17 protein-coding genes are annotated in these 14,882 nt (G+C 36.2%); 12 read left to right on the forward strand and 5 right to left on the reverse strand.

Features of this window, described 5'->3' with window-relative positions; translation table 11 throughout:
• The first annotated feature begins 318 nt into the window (after positions 1–318).
• The 5 genes from IGQ45_00400 to IGQ45_00420 all read left to right on the forward strand — a co-directional run bounded on the left by IGQ45_00400 (position 319) and on the right by IGQ45_00420 (position 3,571).
• Positions 319–1,515, forward strand: a complete 1,197-nt coding sequence (locus IGQ45_00400; GenBank protein ID MBF2055687.1) for a 4-hydroxy-3-methylbut-2-enyl diphosphate reductase — start codon at positions 319–321, stop codon at positions 1,513–1,515.
• A 2-nt stretch (positions 1,516–1,517) separates the two neighbouring features.
• Positions 1,518–1,874: a zeta toxin family protein gene (locus IGQ45_00405; GenBank protein ID MBF2055688.1), complete on the forward strand. Its 357-nt coding sequence runs from the start codon at positions 1,518–1,520 to the stop codon at positions 1,872–1,874.
• A 21-nt stretch (positions 1,875–1,895) separates the two neighbouring features.
• Complete coding sequence (locus IGQ45_00410) at positions 1,896–2,087, forward strand: hypothetical protein (GenBank protein ID MBF2055689.1); 192 nt, start codon at positions 1,896–1,898, stop codon at positions 2,085–2,087.
• A 293-nt stretch (positions 2,088–2,380) separates the two neighbouring features.
• Positions 2,381–3,151, forward strand: a complete 771-nt coding sequence (locus IGQ45_00415; protein ID MBF2055690.1) for a PspA/IM30 family protein — start codon at positions 2,381–2,383, stop codon at positions 3,149–3,151.
• Between the two features lie 198 nt (positions 3,152–3,349).
• The gene (locus IGQ45_00420; protein ID MBF2055691.1) at positions 3,350–3,571 is read left to right on the forward strand and encodes a hypothetical protein; all 222 of its coding nucleotides are present in this window, start codon (positions 3,350–3,352) and stop codon (positions 3,569–3,571) included.
• Positions 3,572–3,734: 163 nt separating this feature from the next.
• Here the strand turns inward: IGQ45_00420 and IGQ45_00425 are convergent, their stop codons facing one another.
• Together IGQ45_00425 and IGQ45_00430 are read right to left on the reverse strand one after the other, a co-directional pair.
• A complete protein-coding gene (locus IGQ45_00425; GenBank protein MBF2055692.1) occupies positions 3,735–4,922 on the reverse strand; it encodes a glycosyltransferase in 1,188 nt (395 codons plus the stop codon).
• A gap of 231 nt (positions 4,923–5,153) precedes the next feature.
• Positions 5,154–5,624, reverse strand: coding sequence for a DUF4079 domain-containing protein (locus IGQ45_00430; GenBank protein MBF2055693.1), 471 nt, complete (start codon positions 5,622–5,624; stop codon positions 5,154–5,156).
• Between the two features lie 152 nt (positions 5,625–5,776).
• Here IGQ45_00430 and IGQ45_00435 point away from each other — a divergent pair, with 152 nt between their 5' ends.
• From IGQ45_00435 to psaC, 4 genes are all read left to right on the forward strand, one after another.
• Positions 5,777–6,466 carry an ATP-dependent Clp protease proteolytic subunit gene (locus IGQ45_00435; GenBank protein ID MBF2055694.1) on the forward strand — a complete coding sequence of 230 codons (690 nt, stop codon included), beginning with the start codon at positions 5,777–5,779 and terminating at the stop codon, positions 6,464–6,466.
• Positions 6,467–6,576: 110 nt separating this feature from the next.
• Positions 6,577–7,143, forward strand: a complete 567-nt coding sequence (locus tag IGQ45_00440; protein MBF2055695.1) for an ATP-dependent Clp protease proteolytic subunit — start codon at positions 6,577–6,579, stop codon at positions 7,141–7,143.
• A gap of 481 nt (positions 7,144–7,624) precedes the next feature.
• Entirely contained in the window at positions 7,625–8,143 is a 519-nt protein-coding gene (locus IGQ45_00445) for an adenine phosphoribosyltransferase (protein MBF2055696.1), read from the forward strand.
• Between the two features lie 169 nt (positions 8,144–8,312).
• A complete protein-coding gene (gene psaC, locus IGQ45_00450; GenBank protein MBF2055697.1) occupies positions 8,313–8,558 on the forward strand; it encodes a photosystem I iron-sulfur center protein PsaC in 246 nt (81 codons plus the stop codon).
• A 401-nt stretch (positions 8,559–8,959) separates the two neighbouring features.
• Here psaC and IGQ45_00455 read toward each other — a convergent pair whose 3' ends face one another.
• Positions 8,960–9,622, reverse strand: coding sequence for a PEP-CTERM sorting domain-containing protein (locus tag IGQ45_00455; GenBank protein MBF2055698.1), 663 nt, complete (start codon positions 9,620–9,622; stop codon positions 8,960–8,962).
• Between the two features lie 485 nt (positions 9,623–10,107).
• Between IGQ45_00455 and IGQ45_00460 the strand changes: the two genes are divergently transcribed.
• Positions 10,108–10,287: a hypothetical protein gene (locus tag IGQ45_00460; protein MBF2055699.1), complete on the forward strand. Its 180-nt coding sequence runs from the start codon at positions 10,108–10,110 to the stop codon at positions 10,285–10,287.
• Between the two features lie 127 nt (positions 10,288–10,414).
• Here the strand turns inward: IGQ45_00460 and IGQ45_00465 are convergent, their stop codons facing one another.
• Positions 10,415–10,651, reverse strand: coding sequence for a NifU family protein (locus IGQ45_00465; protein ID MBF2055700.1), 237 nt, complete (start codon positions 10,649–10,651; stop codon positions 10,415–10,417).
• Positions 10,652–10,925: 274 nt separating this feature from the next.
• A complete protein-coding gene (locus IGQ45_00470) occupies positions 10,926–11,228 on the reverse strand; it encodes a hypothetical protein (GenBank protein ID MBF2055701.1) in 303 nt (100 codons plus the stop codon).
• Positions 11,229–11,530: 302 nt separating this feature from the next.
• On the opposite strand from IGQ45_00470, the gene IGQ45_00475 reads away from it, so the two are divergent.
• A complete protein-coding gene (locus tag IGQ45_00475; protein MBF2055702.1) occupies positions 11,531–12,829 on the forward strand; it encodes a cytosine deaminase in 1,299 nt (432 codons plus the stop codon).
• 817 nt (positions 12,830–13,646) lie between these two features.
• On the forward strand, positions 13,647–14,798 hold the full coding sequence (locus tag IGQ45_00480) for an iron-containing alcohol dehydrogenase family protein (protein MBF2055703.1): 1,152 nt from the start codon (positions 13,647–13,649) through the stop codon (positions 14,796–14,798).
• The last annotated feature ends 84 nt before the right edge of the window (positions 14,799–14,882 follow it).

Genomic DNA, 14,882 nt, shown 5'->3' on the forward strand with positions numbered 1-14,882 from the left:
CCAATCCCACGTTTCAGGTATTTCAACCTTAACTTTTGGACTGAACGAATCGCACGTCTGAATATATTATGACATCATTAAGAGTATTTGCGTTAGTTTTATCATGTTATTACTAGCAAAACTCATAACTAAAAACGGCTCTTCATTACTTGGTATGCAAATTGCATTTTGAGAACGAGAGAGTAAGGCTTACAGTCTCGGTAGCATACTATCTAGTGAAGACCCCTAAAAACTAAAACTTAGGAATAAGGTAATCAACAGCGCCCCTCACCATTAAAATAGAATAAGTAAGAAAAAAGATTAAACCCCAAAATATTCATGGATACAAAAACTTTTAAACGCAATCTGCAACAATCAGAAAACTATCATCGTAAAGGATTTGGACATCAAGAAGAAGTCACCGCAGTTTTAAACAGTGAATATGAAAGTAATCTTATCAAAACTATCCGAGCTAATAACTATCAAATCACTAGAGGAAATGTTACCATTCGTTTGGCGGAAGCCTTCGGATTTTGTTGGGGCGTAGAAAGGGCAGTGGCTATGGCTTATGAAACTCGCACTCACTTCCCCACCGAAAAAATTTGGATTACTAATGAAATCATCCATAATCCCTCGGTAAATGAGCGTTTAAAAGAAATGAATGTGGGTTTTATCCCTGTTAATGACGGTGATAAAGATTTTTCGGTGGTTAACGGCGGAGAAGTAGTAATTTTACCCGCTTTCGGTGCTAGTGTGGGAGAAATGCAGTTACTCAATGAGAAAGGTTGTACTATTGTTGATACTACCTGCCCTTGGGTGTCAAAAGTCTGGAATTCCGTAGAAAAACATAAAAAACGCAGTTATACTTCCATTATTCACGGTAAATATAACCATGAGGAAACCATTGCTACCAGTTCTTTTGCGGATACTTATTTAGTGGTGTTAAATTTAGAACAGGCGAACTATGTTGCTAACTATATTCTTCATGGTGGTAATAAAGAAGAATTTTTAGCTAAATTCAAAAATGCTTACTCAGAAGGATTCAATCCTGACACTGACTTGGAAAGAGTGGGAATTGCCAATCAAACCACCATGTTAAAAAGTGAAACGGAAGACATCGGGCGCCTATTTCAACAAACCATGTTAAAAAAATATGGACCTACAGCATTAAATGATCATTTTATGAGTTTTAATACCATTTGCGATGCTACCCAAGAAAGGCAGGATGCCATGCTTGATTTAGTCAAAGAAAAACTAGACTTAATGGTAGTCATCGGTGGTTTTAATTCTTCCAATACTACTCACTTACAAGAAATTGCCACGGAGTATCATATCCCTTCTTACCATATTGACAGCGCCCTCCGCATTGATACGGAAAACAATCAAATTGATCATAAACCACTGTTAAAACCATTGGAAATTAAAGAAAATTGGTTAGGGCAAGGAAAATTAATTATTGGTGTGACTTCGGGCGCTTCTACCCCTGATAAAGTAGTAGAAGAGGTTATCGAGAAAATTTTCACCATCAAATCATAAATATGAATAAATTGTATATGGTGGGGGGCGCTAATGGTTCAGGAAAAACCACGGTAGCAAAGGAAATATTGACAAGTTTTCTCAATGTTTATGAATATGTTAATGCCGATGAAATAGCGAGGGGATTATCTCCATTTTGTCCAGAAAATGTTTCTGTTCAAGCAGGTAAATTAATGATTAAAAGACTTCATTATCTATGTGAACATAATATTGGTTTTGCGTTGGAATCGACTTTATCAGGCTCAAATTATGTTAAGTTTATCAAGAAATGTCGTCTTAATAATTACCAGATACATCTAATTTATTTTTGGCTAGAAAGCCCACAAATAGTAATTCAAAGAGTAAAAAAAAGTATATAAGCAAATCATTGAGGTTGATGTATGAGTAACGAAGAAAATAAAAAATTATCAGAAATTATCAATGACGGAGTGCAAAAAGCCGTATTGAAAGCAGTGGATAGACACCGTAAATTAGGACAATCCATCGTTATCTCAGAAAATGGTCAAATCGTGATTTTATCTCCCCAAGAAATAGAACAAAGATATGGACATTTGCTTGTTGATTTAGAATAATTGGCTAATTGTTCAACTTTAACTTAACTGATGTTAAAAATAGAATTAATTGTTGGTGTCGCGGTGTTAGGTTAAAGAATTGACAAGAAATTTATGTTTATTGATCTTTTTCTTGTACAAAAGTCTATTGAGAGAAGAGTTTTAAACCTGAAACCTGCTACCTGCTACCTGACACCTCCCTTAACTTAACACTAAGTTTTGATTAAACCCTAACCAGTTGAATAATGTATGATTAAAATAAGATGAAAGTATAGTTATCAAAAAATTTAACTTAGAGCAAAAGGAAAAAGATTATGGGAATATTTGAGCGCCTTGGTAGAGTAGTAAAAGCCAACGTTAATGACTTAATTGATAAAGCAGAAGACCCGGAAAAAGTGCTAGAACAAAGTATTCGGGAAATGAGCGATGATTTAATCAAAATGCGTCAGGCAGTCGCCCAAGCCATCGCCTCTCAGAAGCGCACCGAACAACAGTACCAAAAAAATAATATCGAAGCTAATAAGTGGCAACAAAGGGCACAATTGGCACTCAGTAAAGGAGATGAAGCATTAGCGCGCGAGGCGCTGGTAAGGAAAAAAACTTTTGCGGATGTGGCTACCAGCCTTAAGACACAATTAGATTCCCATAGTTCGCAAGTAGATGGTTTACGCCGTAATCTCATTGCTTTAGAAAGTAAAATTTCTGAAGCTAAAACTAAAAAAGATATGCTCAAGGCTCGTTATAGTGCCGCTAAAGCTAATCAACAGCTACAAAGTACCATCAGTAACCTCAATACTAGCTCGGCTTCGGCGGCTTTTGAGCGCATGGAAGATAAGGTTTTACAAATGGAAGCGGTATCTCAATCGGCTGGAGAGTTAGCTGGTATGGGAGAAGATTCACGGTGGGCAGCCTTGGAGGGAGGAGCTGATATTGATGATGAGTTAAACGCTCTCAAAATGAGTATTTCTGGCACTCCTCAGCCTACTGCTTCTTTACCTCCTTCCGATAGTCATGTGGCGGGGGGCGCTAATGCTCCAGAATTAGATTCTGAGTTGGAGGAGTTGCGCCGTCAACTAAATCAATAATTAATTTTTCGGTTGGGTTGATAACATAAAGCCCAACCAAGAGTTATATTTTTGCTTAACAATTATTTTAATAAATTTGCAATAGTAACCGTTATACCAAACGTTAGAAGAGTTATAATGTTCAGTAAAAATAATCCAGAAGTCTCCACAGTGGAGACTACAGAAAATAAATTAAACATCTCTGAAACCTCAGAAAATATAGATTTAGAGCAAATTAAAACAGTCAAATTAGTGGAAAAAATTAGTAGTATTTTATCACCTTATTTTATTGTAATTGTTGGTTTATATTTATCTGATGATAGTTTTATTATTGGTTTTATTTTAATTGTGGTAGGTATTTTATCACTTTTAAAAGTTTCCTATCAAGATATAATTAGTTTTGCTGTTAATATTAAAGATATTTTCAAAAAAGACAATTAAGATCAAGGAATTTACCCACCGTGTAATGAATTACACGGCTAATAGATTTACGTTCAATAAATTGAACTAAGATTATTTTTAAGTGACTGATAAGGCTTTAAACCATTCCCTCTTTCCTTTTCTCTATCTCAACGACACTACTAATGAGTGCAACCCTTCATTATTAATTCATTAACTCTTCGTATTTTTTTCCGGCTTGTTGCCAAGTGAAATTTTGTTCTATCATTAGACGGGCATTTTGAGCCATTTCTTGACATAAATCAGGGTTTTCAAATAATAAACTGATTTTTTCGATATATTCTTCGATTTTATTCGCCCTTAAAGCCGATAAAGGTTTATCCACTTGCAATCCTTCTAATCCTCTGTCGCTACCCACCACAGGAATCCCCGCCGCCATGGCTTCCAGCGTTTTATTTTTGATGCCAAAACCGCTACGCATGGGAATAACTGCCACAGATGCTTGATGTAAATAATCCACCATTTTTGGTACTTTTCCTGTTACTGTTATCCCTTTTTTCTCTCCTAAAGCGAGGATGGAGGGCGCTGGATTTGCTCCCACAATTAGTAATTGTGTATCATCATATATGTCTTGAATCAACGGTAACACTTCTAAGCTAAAGTGGAGGGCGCTGTCAATATTAACAGAATAATCCATCCCCCCAGCGATAATTAATTGATGGTTAGAGATAATAAAATCACGAAAAGGAAACAACTCTAAATCAACCCCATTGGGTATCACTGAAATCTCAGATTTACCAGAAATTTTGGCAATAGATTCTTTATCTTCATCAGTTGTTACCACTAATTGACTAAACTTTTGGCAATATCTTTTCTCATAACGGTATAGTAAAGGTAAGTATAGAAGGTCTCGCCAACCATTTTCAGCCGTTCCTGTTAATAGCTGACTTTCACAAGTGCGATATACTGAACTGTGAATGTTAACTATGGTTTTCACTTTATTTTGCCAATGACTTTTTATGTAAATTTCATTAACGATGTGTTCGCAAGTTATCACATCAAAGCGCCCTTCACTCAAAGCCTGATTAATCCATAATTGAATATGGGGATGATAACTAGATTTTACATTGGGGGGAGTAGCAGAAATAATGAACTTAGCAAAACGAGCAAATTTTCCTAGTAATCCTTTTTTATCTACTTCTTCAAGTTGAGAAAAAATAAATAAATCTTTGACATAATACTTTAATTCTTCAATTTCTTCATTAATGATACTCTCATCAATCTGAGTAACTAAAGTAACATTGTGATATTGATGTAAATACTTTAACAAATTAAAAGTTCTTACTTGAGTACCTCCCCTTGTAGGTGGATAAGGAAAAGTATTAGAAATCATTAAAATATTAGCCATTAATTAATTCTAGGTATAAAATATTAACATTGCTGAATCAAGGTATGAAAGTAAAAACTCAATAATCTGGAATACTTACTATTTAATCATTTAACGATATTCCATAAAGATGAATCATACTCAAAATCAGCAACACCTCATTGAAGATAAAAATAATTTAAAACAATATTTTTAATTCATAAGCAACAATAAGGGGGATTATTCCCCCTCTATAAATTACATTCGACTAAGAATTTTTTGGACTATTTCTACACCTGTCAGCGCCTGCCACCCAAAAATAAGCAACATGGTCATATTTAAACCAACATGACTAAAACGAGCAACACCGTTACCCTTCTGCATATAAGGCACAAGAGAAGCGGAAATAATTACCATCGCCATCATACCTAAACCGCCCAATAAATGAGGACCAACAAATAACTTACCATTGTTAATGTAAGTTACTGCCATACCGCCGAGAGTCCCTAAAACAATTAACGCCATAAAAAGTGAACCCACTTGATGATGACGATTGATGAAATTACCCTTAATTAATTCTTTTCGTGTTTCCTTATCGGCTTGACGAAGTTTTTTAACTTTTACTCCCAAATAGAGAGCATATACTGCCATACCCAATAATACCCACATGAGAATAGGATGTCCAAACTGTGACCAAACCTTAACTGATTCTGGAAGTGTCAAATCCATAATTATTTCCTCAATAAATGCCAAACTAAAACTTAATATAAATTAACATAACATTTAGAGGTAGTAAATGCCGTAATCATAACCATGATGCACAGAGTAACGAGATTGTGTCACAATCAAGAAAAGATTGTTTAAGATTCATCAGAATAAAAATGAACTCACCAATTCAAGCAGTACAAGCACCCTATAGAGGAGATGCTTATTCTCGTACTCCTCCCCCAGATTTGCCCTCTCTATTACTCAAAGAGAGAATTGTTTATTTAGGTTTACCTTTGGTATCTCCTGATGAATATAAGGATCAGTTGGGTATAGATGTGACAGAATTAATTATCGCTCAATTATTGTTTTTACAATTTGACGATCCGGATAAACCCATTTATATGTATATTAATTCTACTGGCACCTCTTGGTATGGTGGAGATTCTATTGGTTTTGAAACAGAGGCTTTTGCCATTTGTGACACCATGAGTTATATCAAACCTCCTGTTCATACTATCTGTTTAGGTCAAGCTATGGGGACGGCTGCTATGATTTTGGCTTCTGGTACTAAGGGTTGTCGGTCTAGTTTACCCAATGCTACCATTATCCTACATCAGTCACGGCAAGGGGCGCAAGGACAAGCTACGGATATTCAAATTCGTGCTAGAGAAGTTATCGTCAATAAAAGAGTGATGTTAAATATGTTGGCTGACAAAACTGGGCAACCTCTGGAAAAAATTGAAAAAGATACGGATCGTATGTTTTATATGAATCCTTATCAGGCTAAAGAATATGGTCTGATTGATCGAGTGTTAGAAAGTAGTAAGGATTTACCAGCTCCTGTTTTGGCAGGGATTTCTTAAAAGTTCTTGGTAATAAATCTACTTACTAAAAAGTAAGTGCAATTGAGTAGTACAGTATTAAATCAAGAGGAAAAATCATGCCTATTGGAGTACCTAGAGTTCCGTATCAGATGCCCGGTCAACCTTACAGCGACTGGGTGAATATTTATGATCGTCTTTATCGTGAGCGTATTATCTTTTTGGGTAGAGGAGTTAATGATAGTCTGGCGAACCAAATTATTGCGGTGATGCTTTATCTTGATTCGGAAGATAATAATAAACCTATTTATCTCTATATCAACTCTCCGGGCGGTTCTGTGACGGCTGGGATGGCTATTTATGACACCATGCAACATATTAAGTCAGAAGTAGTTACTATCTGTGTCGGTTTGGCAGCCTCCATGGGTGCTTTTTTACTGACGGCTGGGGCGAAGGGTAAGCGCTTGGCGTTGCCTCATTCTCGGATTATGATTCACCAACCTTTAGGGGGAATTCAAGGACGCCGTCAGGCTACGGATATTGAGATTGAGGCTAAGGAAATTTTGCGCATTAAAGATGATCTTAATCGGATTATGGCTTTCCATACTGGTCAAGATGTGGCTAAAATTGCCAAGGATACCGACAGAGACTTTTTTATGTCTGCTGAGGAGGCAAAAAATTATGGACTCATCGATAAGGTGATTGAAGATCGAGTATAATTTATTCCACCTAATCATCAGGTGAGGGGGGAAGGGCGCTTTAAGGTTTTGCAAAGTCCAACCAAATATTTAAATTTTGGAAAGGGAAGCAGAGGAAGCAAGGGAGAAAGGGGAGATTTTTTTAATTAATTTATTAAACATTTCACCTGATACCTGACACCCGAAACCTGACACCTCCCCTCACTAAAATACTTTTTCAGCACCACCTAATTAGGGTCTGCTGAATACATCGAAACCCTTGTCAAATAAAGGTTTAAAGTCTATTCTACATAACAAAAAGTGTTATAAATTGACTTTTGTCTCTAAAAATGCTTTATTTTTTCCATCCCAATCAAAAGTCATTGATACAAATGAGCCATTGATGAAAAACAAATATTTAGCTAAAGTCTTTAATTTATAAGCATTTCACCTGAAACCTGACACCCGAAGCCTGACACCTCCCCTCACCAAAATATTTTTTCAGCAACCCCTAATTATTATCATGGATTTAAAAACCCTGATCAGAGATATTCCTGATTTTCCTCAACCCGGTATCATTTTTCGAGATATTACTACGTTACTCAAAGATGCCGAAGGTTTACAAAATGTTATGCAACAATTAGTAACAAAATGTCAAGAACTTGACATTAAGCCAGAATATATTATTGGTATCGAATCAAGGGGTTTTATTTTTGCCCCCGTTTTAGCTTACGAGATGGGCGCTGGTTTTATCCCAGTGAGGAAAAAAGGCAAATTGCCAGCGCCCGTCTATTCCATCGAATACGCCCTAGAATATGGCACAGATACCCTCGAAATTCATCAAGATGCTTTGCCGGAGGGCGCCTTGGTGATGATTGTTGATGACGTTATTGCCACAGGAGGCACTGCCAAAGCTACGGCGGAGTTAGTGGAAAAAATTGGGGCAAAAATTGTCGCTTTTACTTTTGTTGTGGAGTTAATGGGATTAGAAGGTACAAAACAACTACCCTCAGCGCCCGTCATCAGTCTAGTAAAATATTAAAATGTTGAACTTCACAAGGTTTTAGAGCCAGTGTTTTTTAATAAAAATTGTTACAGAATTTGAAGTTATATATCAGAAAAGGTAACAGAGAGCCTATACTGCGATAAAGTAAAGCTGAAAATTGAGAAATCATTAATAAAAACAAAACTCGGTAAGGAGATTCTTTTTTATGTCTCATAGTGTAAAAATTTATGATACCTGTATTGGCTGTACTCAGTGTGTTCGTGCTTGTCCCCTCGATGTATTAGAAATGGTACCTTGGGATGGTTGTAAAGCAGGACAAATCGCATCTTCTCCTCGTACCGAGGATTGCGTTGGTTGTAAACGTTGTGAAACCGCTTGTCCTACCGACTTTTTAAGCATTCGTGTTTATTTAGGTGCGGAAACAACTCGCAGTATGGGTCTAGCCTATTAACTAATACCATCATTAAGTTTAAGCTGTTGTCATTTCTTGACAGCAGTTTTTTCGTCTTCTTTTTACCCAGATCTCTATATTCTCTCATTGTGTTCAAAAAAGAAGAACCCCCACCCCTTATCCATCTCGACCAGACTTTTTTAATCATGAATTAACTACTTCCTGCCACTCCAACAAAATAGGAAAAGGTACTCGAATAAATAGATTTTCTCCCTTCACAGGAATTTCTAAAATCAAAGATTTTTCACTTACACTACAGACAGTAACAAAGAAAAACATTTAGCTATATTTATATCTATTTTCATCACTTTATTGCTATTTAATAATTAATTATAGCAAATAAAACCCTCCAGATATTGGAATTTGATCCAGAGGGAAGAAAATTGCTCTAAAAAAACTAATTACTTTTGACGCTTGAAAGACATCATCCCAAGAACGACCACAGTAAAAAGACCAATTAAATTACTTGGTTCTGGTACTTTTACAGCGTTGATGGCAAATAAACCACGACCATTAGTACCATTTAAAACAGCGTCCATGCCAGTCACCGTAGTACTCCAGTTGCTATTATCAAGGTTACTTGAGAAACTATTGAAGGCAGCGACTCCAGTGGGATCGGATTCAGGATTAGCCCCCGGTTCAGTTCCCATACGCCAACCGAAATCACCACCACTATTAGCAGCAACCGATAACCAATAAGTTTCTCCCGGTTCAAAAAAGAACTCAGCACTGGGGTTAAATGTGATATTCTGATAACCACTGGCACCAGTGCCAGTGGCTTCCTGTGTAGTAGAAAAAGATACAGAGTTAGAAGAATTGACTGTAGGGGGTTTCAAGGGGGTTGAACTATCTGCAGTTCCCTTGATTAGCAATACATTTGCTTCAGTTTGAGTAAAGCGATTTAACCTTAACTGGACGTTTTCTAATTTATAGTTAGGGTCACCAGTGAATGTAAACTGATAAGCTCGTTGAATGCTATTTTTGACGCTATCCCCACTGAGAGAACCACTAGTATTAAAGTCAATGTTACCAAAAGTAAAAGCCTGAGCAGACTGTGTTGTCAAGCCCAATAATACAAAAGACCCTGACAGCACTACCGCAGGAAGAGTTATTGTTTTGATATTCATAGTTAATTTATTGTTAGACATGATGCTTACATATTATCATTAAAAAAAGAATAGTAGAACTTTTTTTTAACGGTGTTGCTGATTTGAAATATCAATCAAAATAGCCTTGGCAATAATTTAATTTTTGAGACGGATAGGAAATGAGCAAGTGTCCAGACTGTCAATCAGAACATATACGCAAAAATGTTGGACTATTCTATTCGCCTTTTAATACATTATTTGCGTTGGAAAGATGCACCTTTACCATACCGTTCATAGCTTAAGTCAGCAACGCCCTTTATTTTAGTAGGAATCCCATCGCCTTCAATTACGGGAGGATGTCAATGGTATCAATTAAGTCAAGATAATGAAAAAGTATATTTAATTTTGCTACAACTACAAAGTAGAACATCAGAAGGCAAAGCAATTCAGAAAATCTCGATGTGGTTGTTGTGCCAGAATTAGTTAATTCCTCCCTCTATGGCATTATAGACGGAAGAAGGGCTGATTGTTCTTATGCCAATAAAACAAAATTACGAGACGCTGGAGTATTAATGATAGTCAAATATAATCAGGATACAGCCACACCGATTAAATCTTTTCGAGCAAATTTACAGCGTTAAAAATGGGAAATCCCCAGCCTCCACAATTAAAGGTCTTGTGTGTTTGTTAGAAATACCCTAAACACTTTACTAGGGTGGGCATGGCCCACCGATAATAGTTGTTAGTGGCGTTGGAACTAACAATTAATTACATAACCTGTTCTACTTCAGCAATTTCGGGGATATATTCTCTTAAACGGCGCTCAATTCCCATGCGTAAAGTCATAGCAGAACTAGGACAAGAACCACAAGCACCTTGTAATCTTAATTTAACAGTAGGTCCATCAATCTCCACTAGCTCCACATTACCACCATCAGCCATTAGATAAGGACGTAATTCGTCTAAGACTTGCTCGACATTTTCATTAGTTAATGCTAAAGACATAAGCAAACATTTATATTTACTAATTTGATACACTTTAGATCATAACGAATTGTTATCACTTTTCCCGAACAAACCTGAGTTCGAGATAAGATTTTCGGTGCTGTAAAGGTGTCAGGTATCAGGTGTTAGGTATTAGGTGAAAGAATTGACAAAAATATATGTTAATTGATTTTTTCGGTTCAATTTTTTGCTCGAATTATATCATCGTCTGAAAATTACACCTGAAACCAGCCCTTATCAGGCATTCTTGCATCGAACTGAGGTGATCAAAACTTTAAATAGCCGGTAGAGAAATTAATTTAGCAACTGCAGTCAGTAAACCTGTCACTAAAATACCAACAATACTAAGAAATCCGATGGTTAACGTATTGAGACGATTATCTAACCCTTCGATGCGCTTATCCACTCCATCGATGCGCTTTTCAAAGGAATCCATTCTTTTATTCATTTGCTCATTTTGAGCTTTTAATTTTTCCACATCGATTTTAATTTCCGTTACATCTGATTGTAGTCGATCAATTTTTGCCTCTAAGCGCGCTAAAACATCGACTAAATTTACTTCAATAGTTTGACTCATAATTCAACGCTTTTAAAGGGTTACTAAATCATTTTAACTTAAATTATCTCCTTGTTTTATTAAACTTCTCCACAAAATAATATTTTCTACGATATATTGAGTTTATAGCCCGATTTTGAAGCCCTAAAGCCTTGTTGGTTTGAATGTTATTCAACCCTTACGAACCAATAAAGAATTACGTTTCAGCTATTCTTTAATAGGGTGATGTGCGCTTTTTTTTGGCAGCTTTTTGAATTTTGCCATACTGATTTTACGATAAATCATTTAAGATCGTTGTATGATAATTTTTTCTTAATAATTTTATGATTAATCAAAAGTCTTTTTGGCTTAAAAATGCTCATATTCCCATTTGTTTGATTGAAGATAATCAATATAACTTCACTTATCAAACTAGAGAAGGATTAACCCTTTGTGATATAGAAATAGAAGGAGATAAAATAAAACAAGTTATTCCAGCTTCAGAAACTACTAATGGTGAAGATTTACAGAAAAAAATAGTTTTACCATGTTTTATTGATGTTCATACTCACCTTGATAAAGGTCATATTTACCAGCGCACTCCGAACTTAGCTGGAGACTTTGATACTGCTTTAGAAATGGTTAAAAAAGATGCCCTTAATTGGCAGGAAGAAGACTTATATAAAAGGATGAATTTTGGTTTGAAATGTAGTTACGCTCATGGCACAAAAGCCATCAGAACTCATTTAGATTGTTTTGGAGAACAGGCTTATATTACTATTAAAGTATGGCAAAAGTTACAACAAGAATGGCAAGATAAAATTATTTTACAAGCAGTTTCTTTAGTTAGTTTAGATTACTTTTTGACTTCTGAAGGAGAAAAATTAGCGGATAAAATTGCTGAAATAGGAGGATTATTAGGAGGTGTTTGTTATATGAATCCTGATCTTGACCAGCAATTAATTAAAGTATTTGAAATGGCAAAAGAGCGTGATTTAGATTTAGATTTTCATTGTGATGAAAATGGCGATGCTGATTCTATTTGTTTACAAAAAATTGCAGAAAATGCTATCAAATTAAACTTTCCTAATCGTATTTTATGCGGTCATTGTTGTAGTTTAGCAGTGCAGGAAGAAAAACAGGTTAAAAAAACTATTGATTTAGTTAAACAGGCAAATATTGATATTGTTAGTCTGCCCATGTGTAACCTCTATTTGCAAGATAGAAAGGAAAATAAAACCCCCCTTTGGCGTGGCATCACGAGGGTAAAGGAATTGCATCAAGCGGGGGTTAAGGTTGCCTTTGCCAGTGATAATTGTCGTGACCCTTTTTATGGCTTTGGCGATCATGATATGTTAGAAGTATTTAGGGAATCGGTGCGAATTGCTCACTTAGATACCCCTTACAGCGACTGGATAGCCTCTGTTACCAAAATTCCAGCAAATTTGATGAAATTACCACATCTTGGCTCTATGGGTGCAGGAAGCCCCGCAGATTTAATTATATTTGAAGGGCGCTATTTTAGTGAATTGTTGTCGAGGGTGACGGGCGCGCGCCGCCTCATGGGTGATGGTAAGATGGTAGAAGCAACATTGCCTGATTATCAAGAATTAGATTATTTAGTGAACGATGGCTTAGTATAGAACGAAAAAAAGAGAAGGATCGCTTATAATTGTTAGTATTGTAACTGTCAAAAAATAGGCAAAATCACGCTTTTTTTGATAAAAATGCAATTGAAATACAAGACTATATTAAGTTCAGATAATTAGTTATAAAGAGATTCTAGCTTCGCAATTTACCCACCGTGTAATGAATTACACGGCTAATAGATTTACGTTCAATAAATTGAACTAAGATTATTTTGAATTGGTTTATAAGTGATCAAAGGGACTTGATATAAAACAAAATGCAAGTTAAATGCGTCTTAGCTTAAATGATGGCTTAATATGGGGCGAAAAAAGAGAAGGATCGCTTATAATTGTTAGTATTGTAACTGTCAAAAAATAGGCAAAATCACGCTTTTTTTGATAAAAATGCAATTGAAATACAAGACTATATTAAGTTCAGATAATTAGTTATAAAGAGATTCTAGCTTCGCAATTTACCCACCGTGTAATGAATTACACGGCTAATAGATTTACGTTCAATAAATTGAACTAAGATTATTTTGAATTGGTTTATAAGTGATCAAAGGGACTTGATATAAAACAAAATGCAAGTTAAATGCGTCTTAGCTTAAATGATGGCTTAATATGGGGCGAAAAAAGAGAAGGATCGCTTATAATTGTTAGTATTGTAACTGTCAAAAAATAGGCAAAATCACGCTTTTTTTGATAAAAATGCAATTGAAATACAAGGTTACATATACTGTAGGGGATAGTAAAACTTAATAATTGTCAATTATCAATTGTCAATTCCCCTTCACGAATCCACTTTTTTAGCCTACCCTAATTATTATTCATGTCTAAAACGGTATTATCTCAAGAAGTAAAAACAGATATTTTTAGTTTACAAATAGCGCCCGCCAAGATTATCAAAGGAGAAAATTGTTTAAGTAAATGTGGGCAGGAAATCGCTTTACTAGGAAAACGCCCTTTGGTAGTAGGGGGTAAAAAATCTTTAAAACTAACTGACGAGTATTTCAAGGTAATAAGCAAAGAATTTAGTTTGCATACCGTCAGCCATAGCTACCATCCCGATTGTTGCGAAGAAACTCTCAAGGCTTTAGGCAAAGAAGTCAAATGTCATCAAGCTGATGTCATTATCGGTGTGGGTGGTGGCAAGGCATTAGACACCGCAAAATTATTAGCTTTTAAGCATCATTTACCTGTCGTAACTATTCCTACTTCTGGCGCAACCTGTGCCGGTTGGACAGCTTTAAGTAATATTTACTCGGCGGAGGGCGCTTTTTTGTATGATGTTAGTTTAGCCCGTTGTCCAGATTTATTAATTTTAGACTACAATCTCATTGCCAGCGCCCCTCGCCATACGTTAATTGCTGGGATTGGAGATGCCATAGCTAAATGGTATGAAGCCTCCGTCAGCAGTGGCAATTCTACCGCTACTCTCACGGTGGCGGCGGTGCAACAGGCAAGGGTATTAAGAGATATTTTATTACAAAAAGCAGAACGGGCGCTATCTAATCCCCTCAGCGATGATTGGCGCGAGGTGGTAGATGCTACGGTTTTACTTGCAGGGGTTAGTGGTGGTTTGGGGGGCGCTAATTGTCGCACGGTGGCTGCCCATGCGGTGCATAATGCTTTAACCCATTTACCGGCTACTCATCATCAGTTACACGGCGCCAAGGTGGCTTATGGCATCTTGGTGCAGTTGAGATTAGAAGAAATATTGCAAAATAATCAGTTGGCTTTTGCTTCTCGTCAACAACTCATTAAGTTTTACCGCACCATTGGTTTACCTGCCACCCTTGAGGATTTAGGTTTAGGAGAAATTACCCTCAAAGAATTGCGCCATTGTGCTAATCTTGCTTGTGAGGCTAAATCAGACATTCATCGTTTGCCCTTCACCGTAACGCCTGAAGCCTTGGTAGGGGCGCTGGTTTCTACTACTCAATCTCTTTCTTTTAATGGCAAATCAAAACTGGAAAATTAGTTAAAAGGGCAAAGGGCAAGAAAATTTAGAATTTAGAAAACAATTACTTCTACATTCTTCATTCCTTCAATTGTCCATTATCAA

The organism is Cyanobacterium sp. T60_A2020_053 (assembly GCA_015272165.1).
Taxonomy (GTDB): Bacteria; Cyanobacteriota; Cyanobacteriia; order Cyanobacteriales; family Cyanobacteriaceae; genus Cyanobacterium.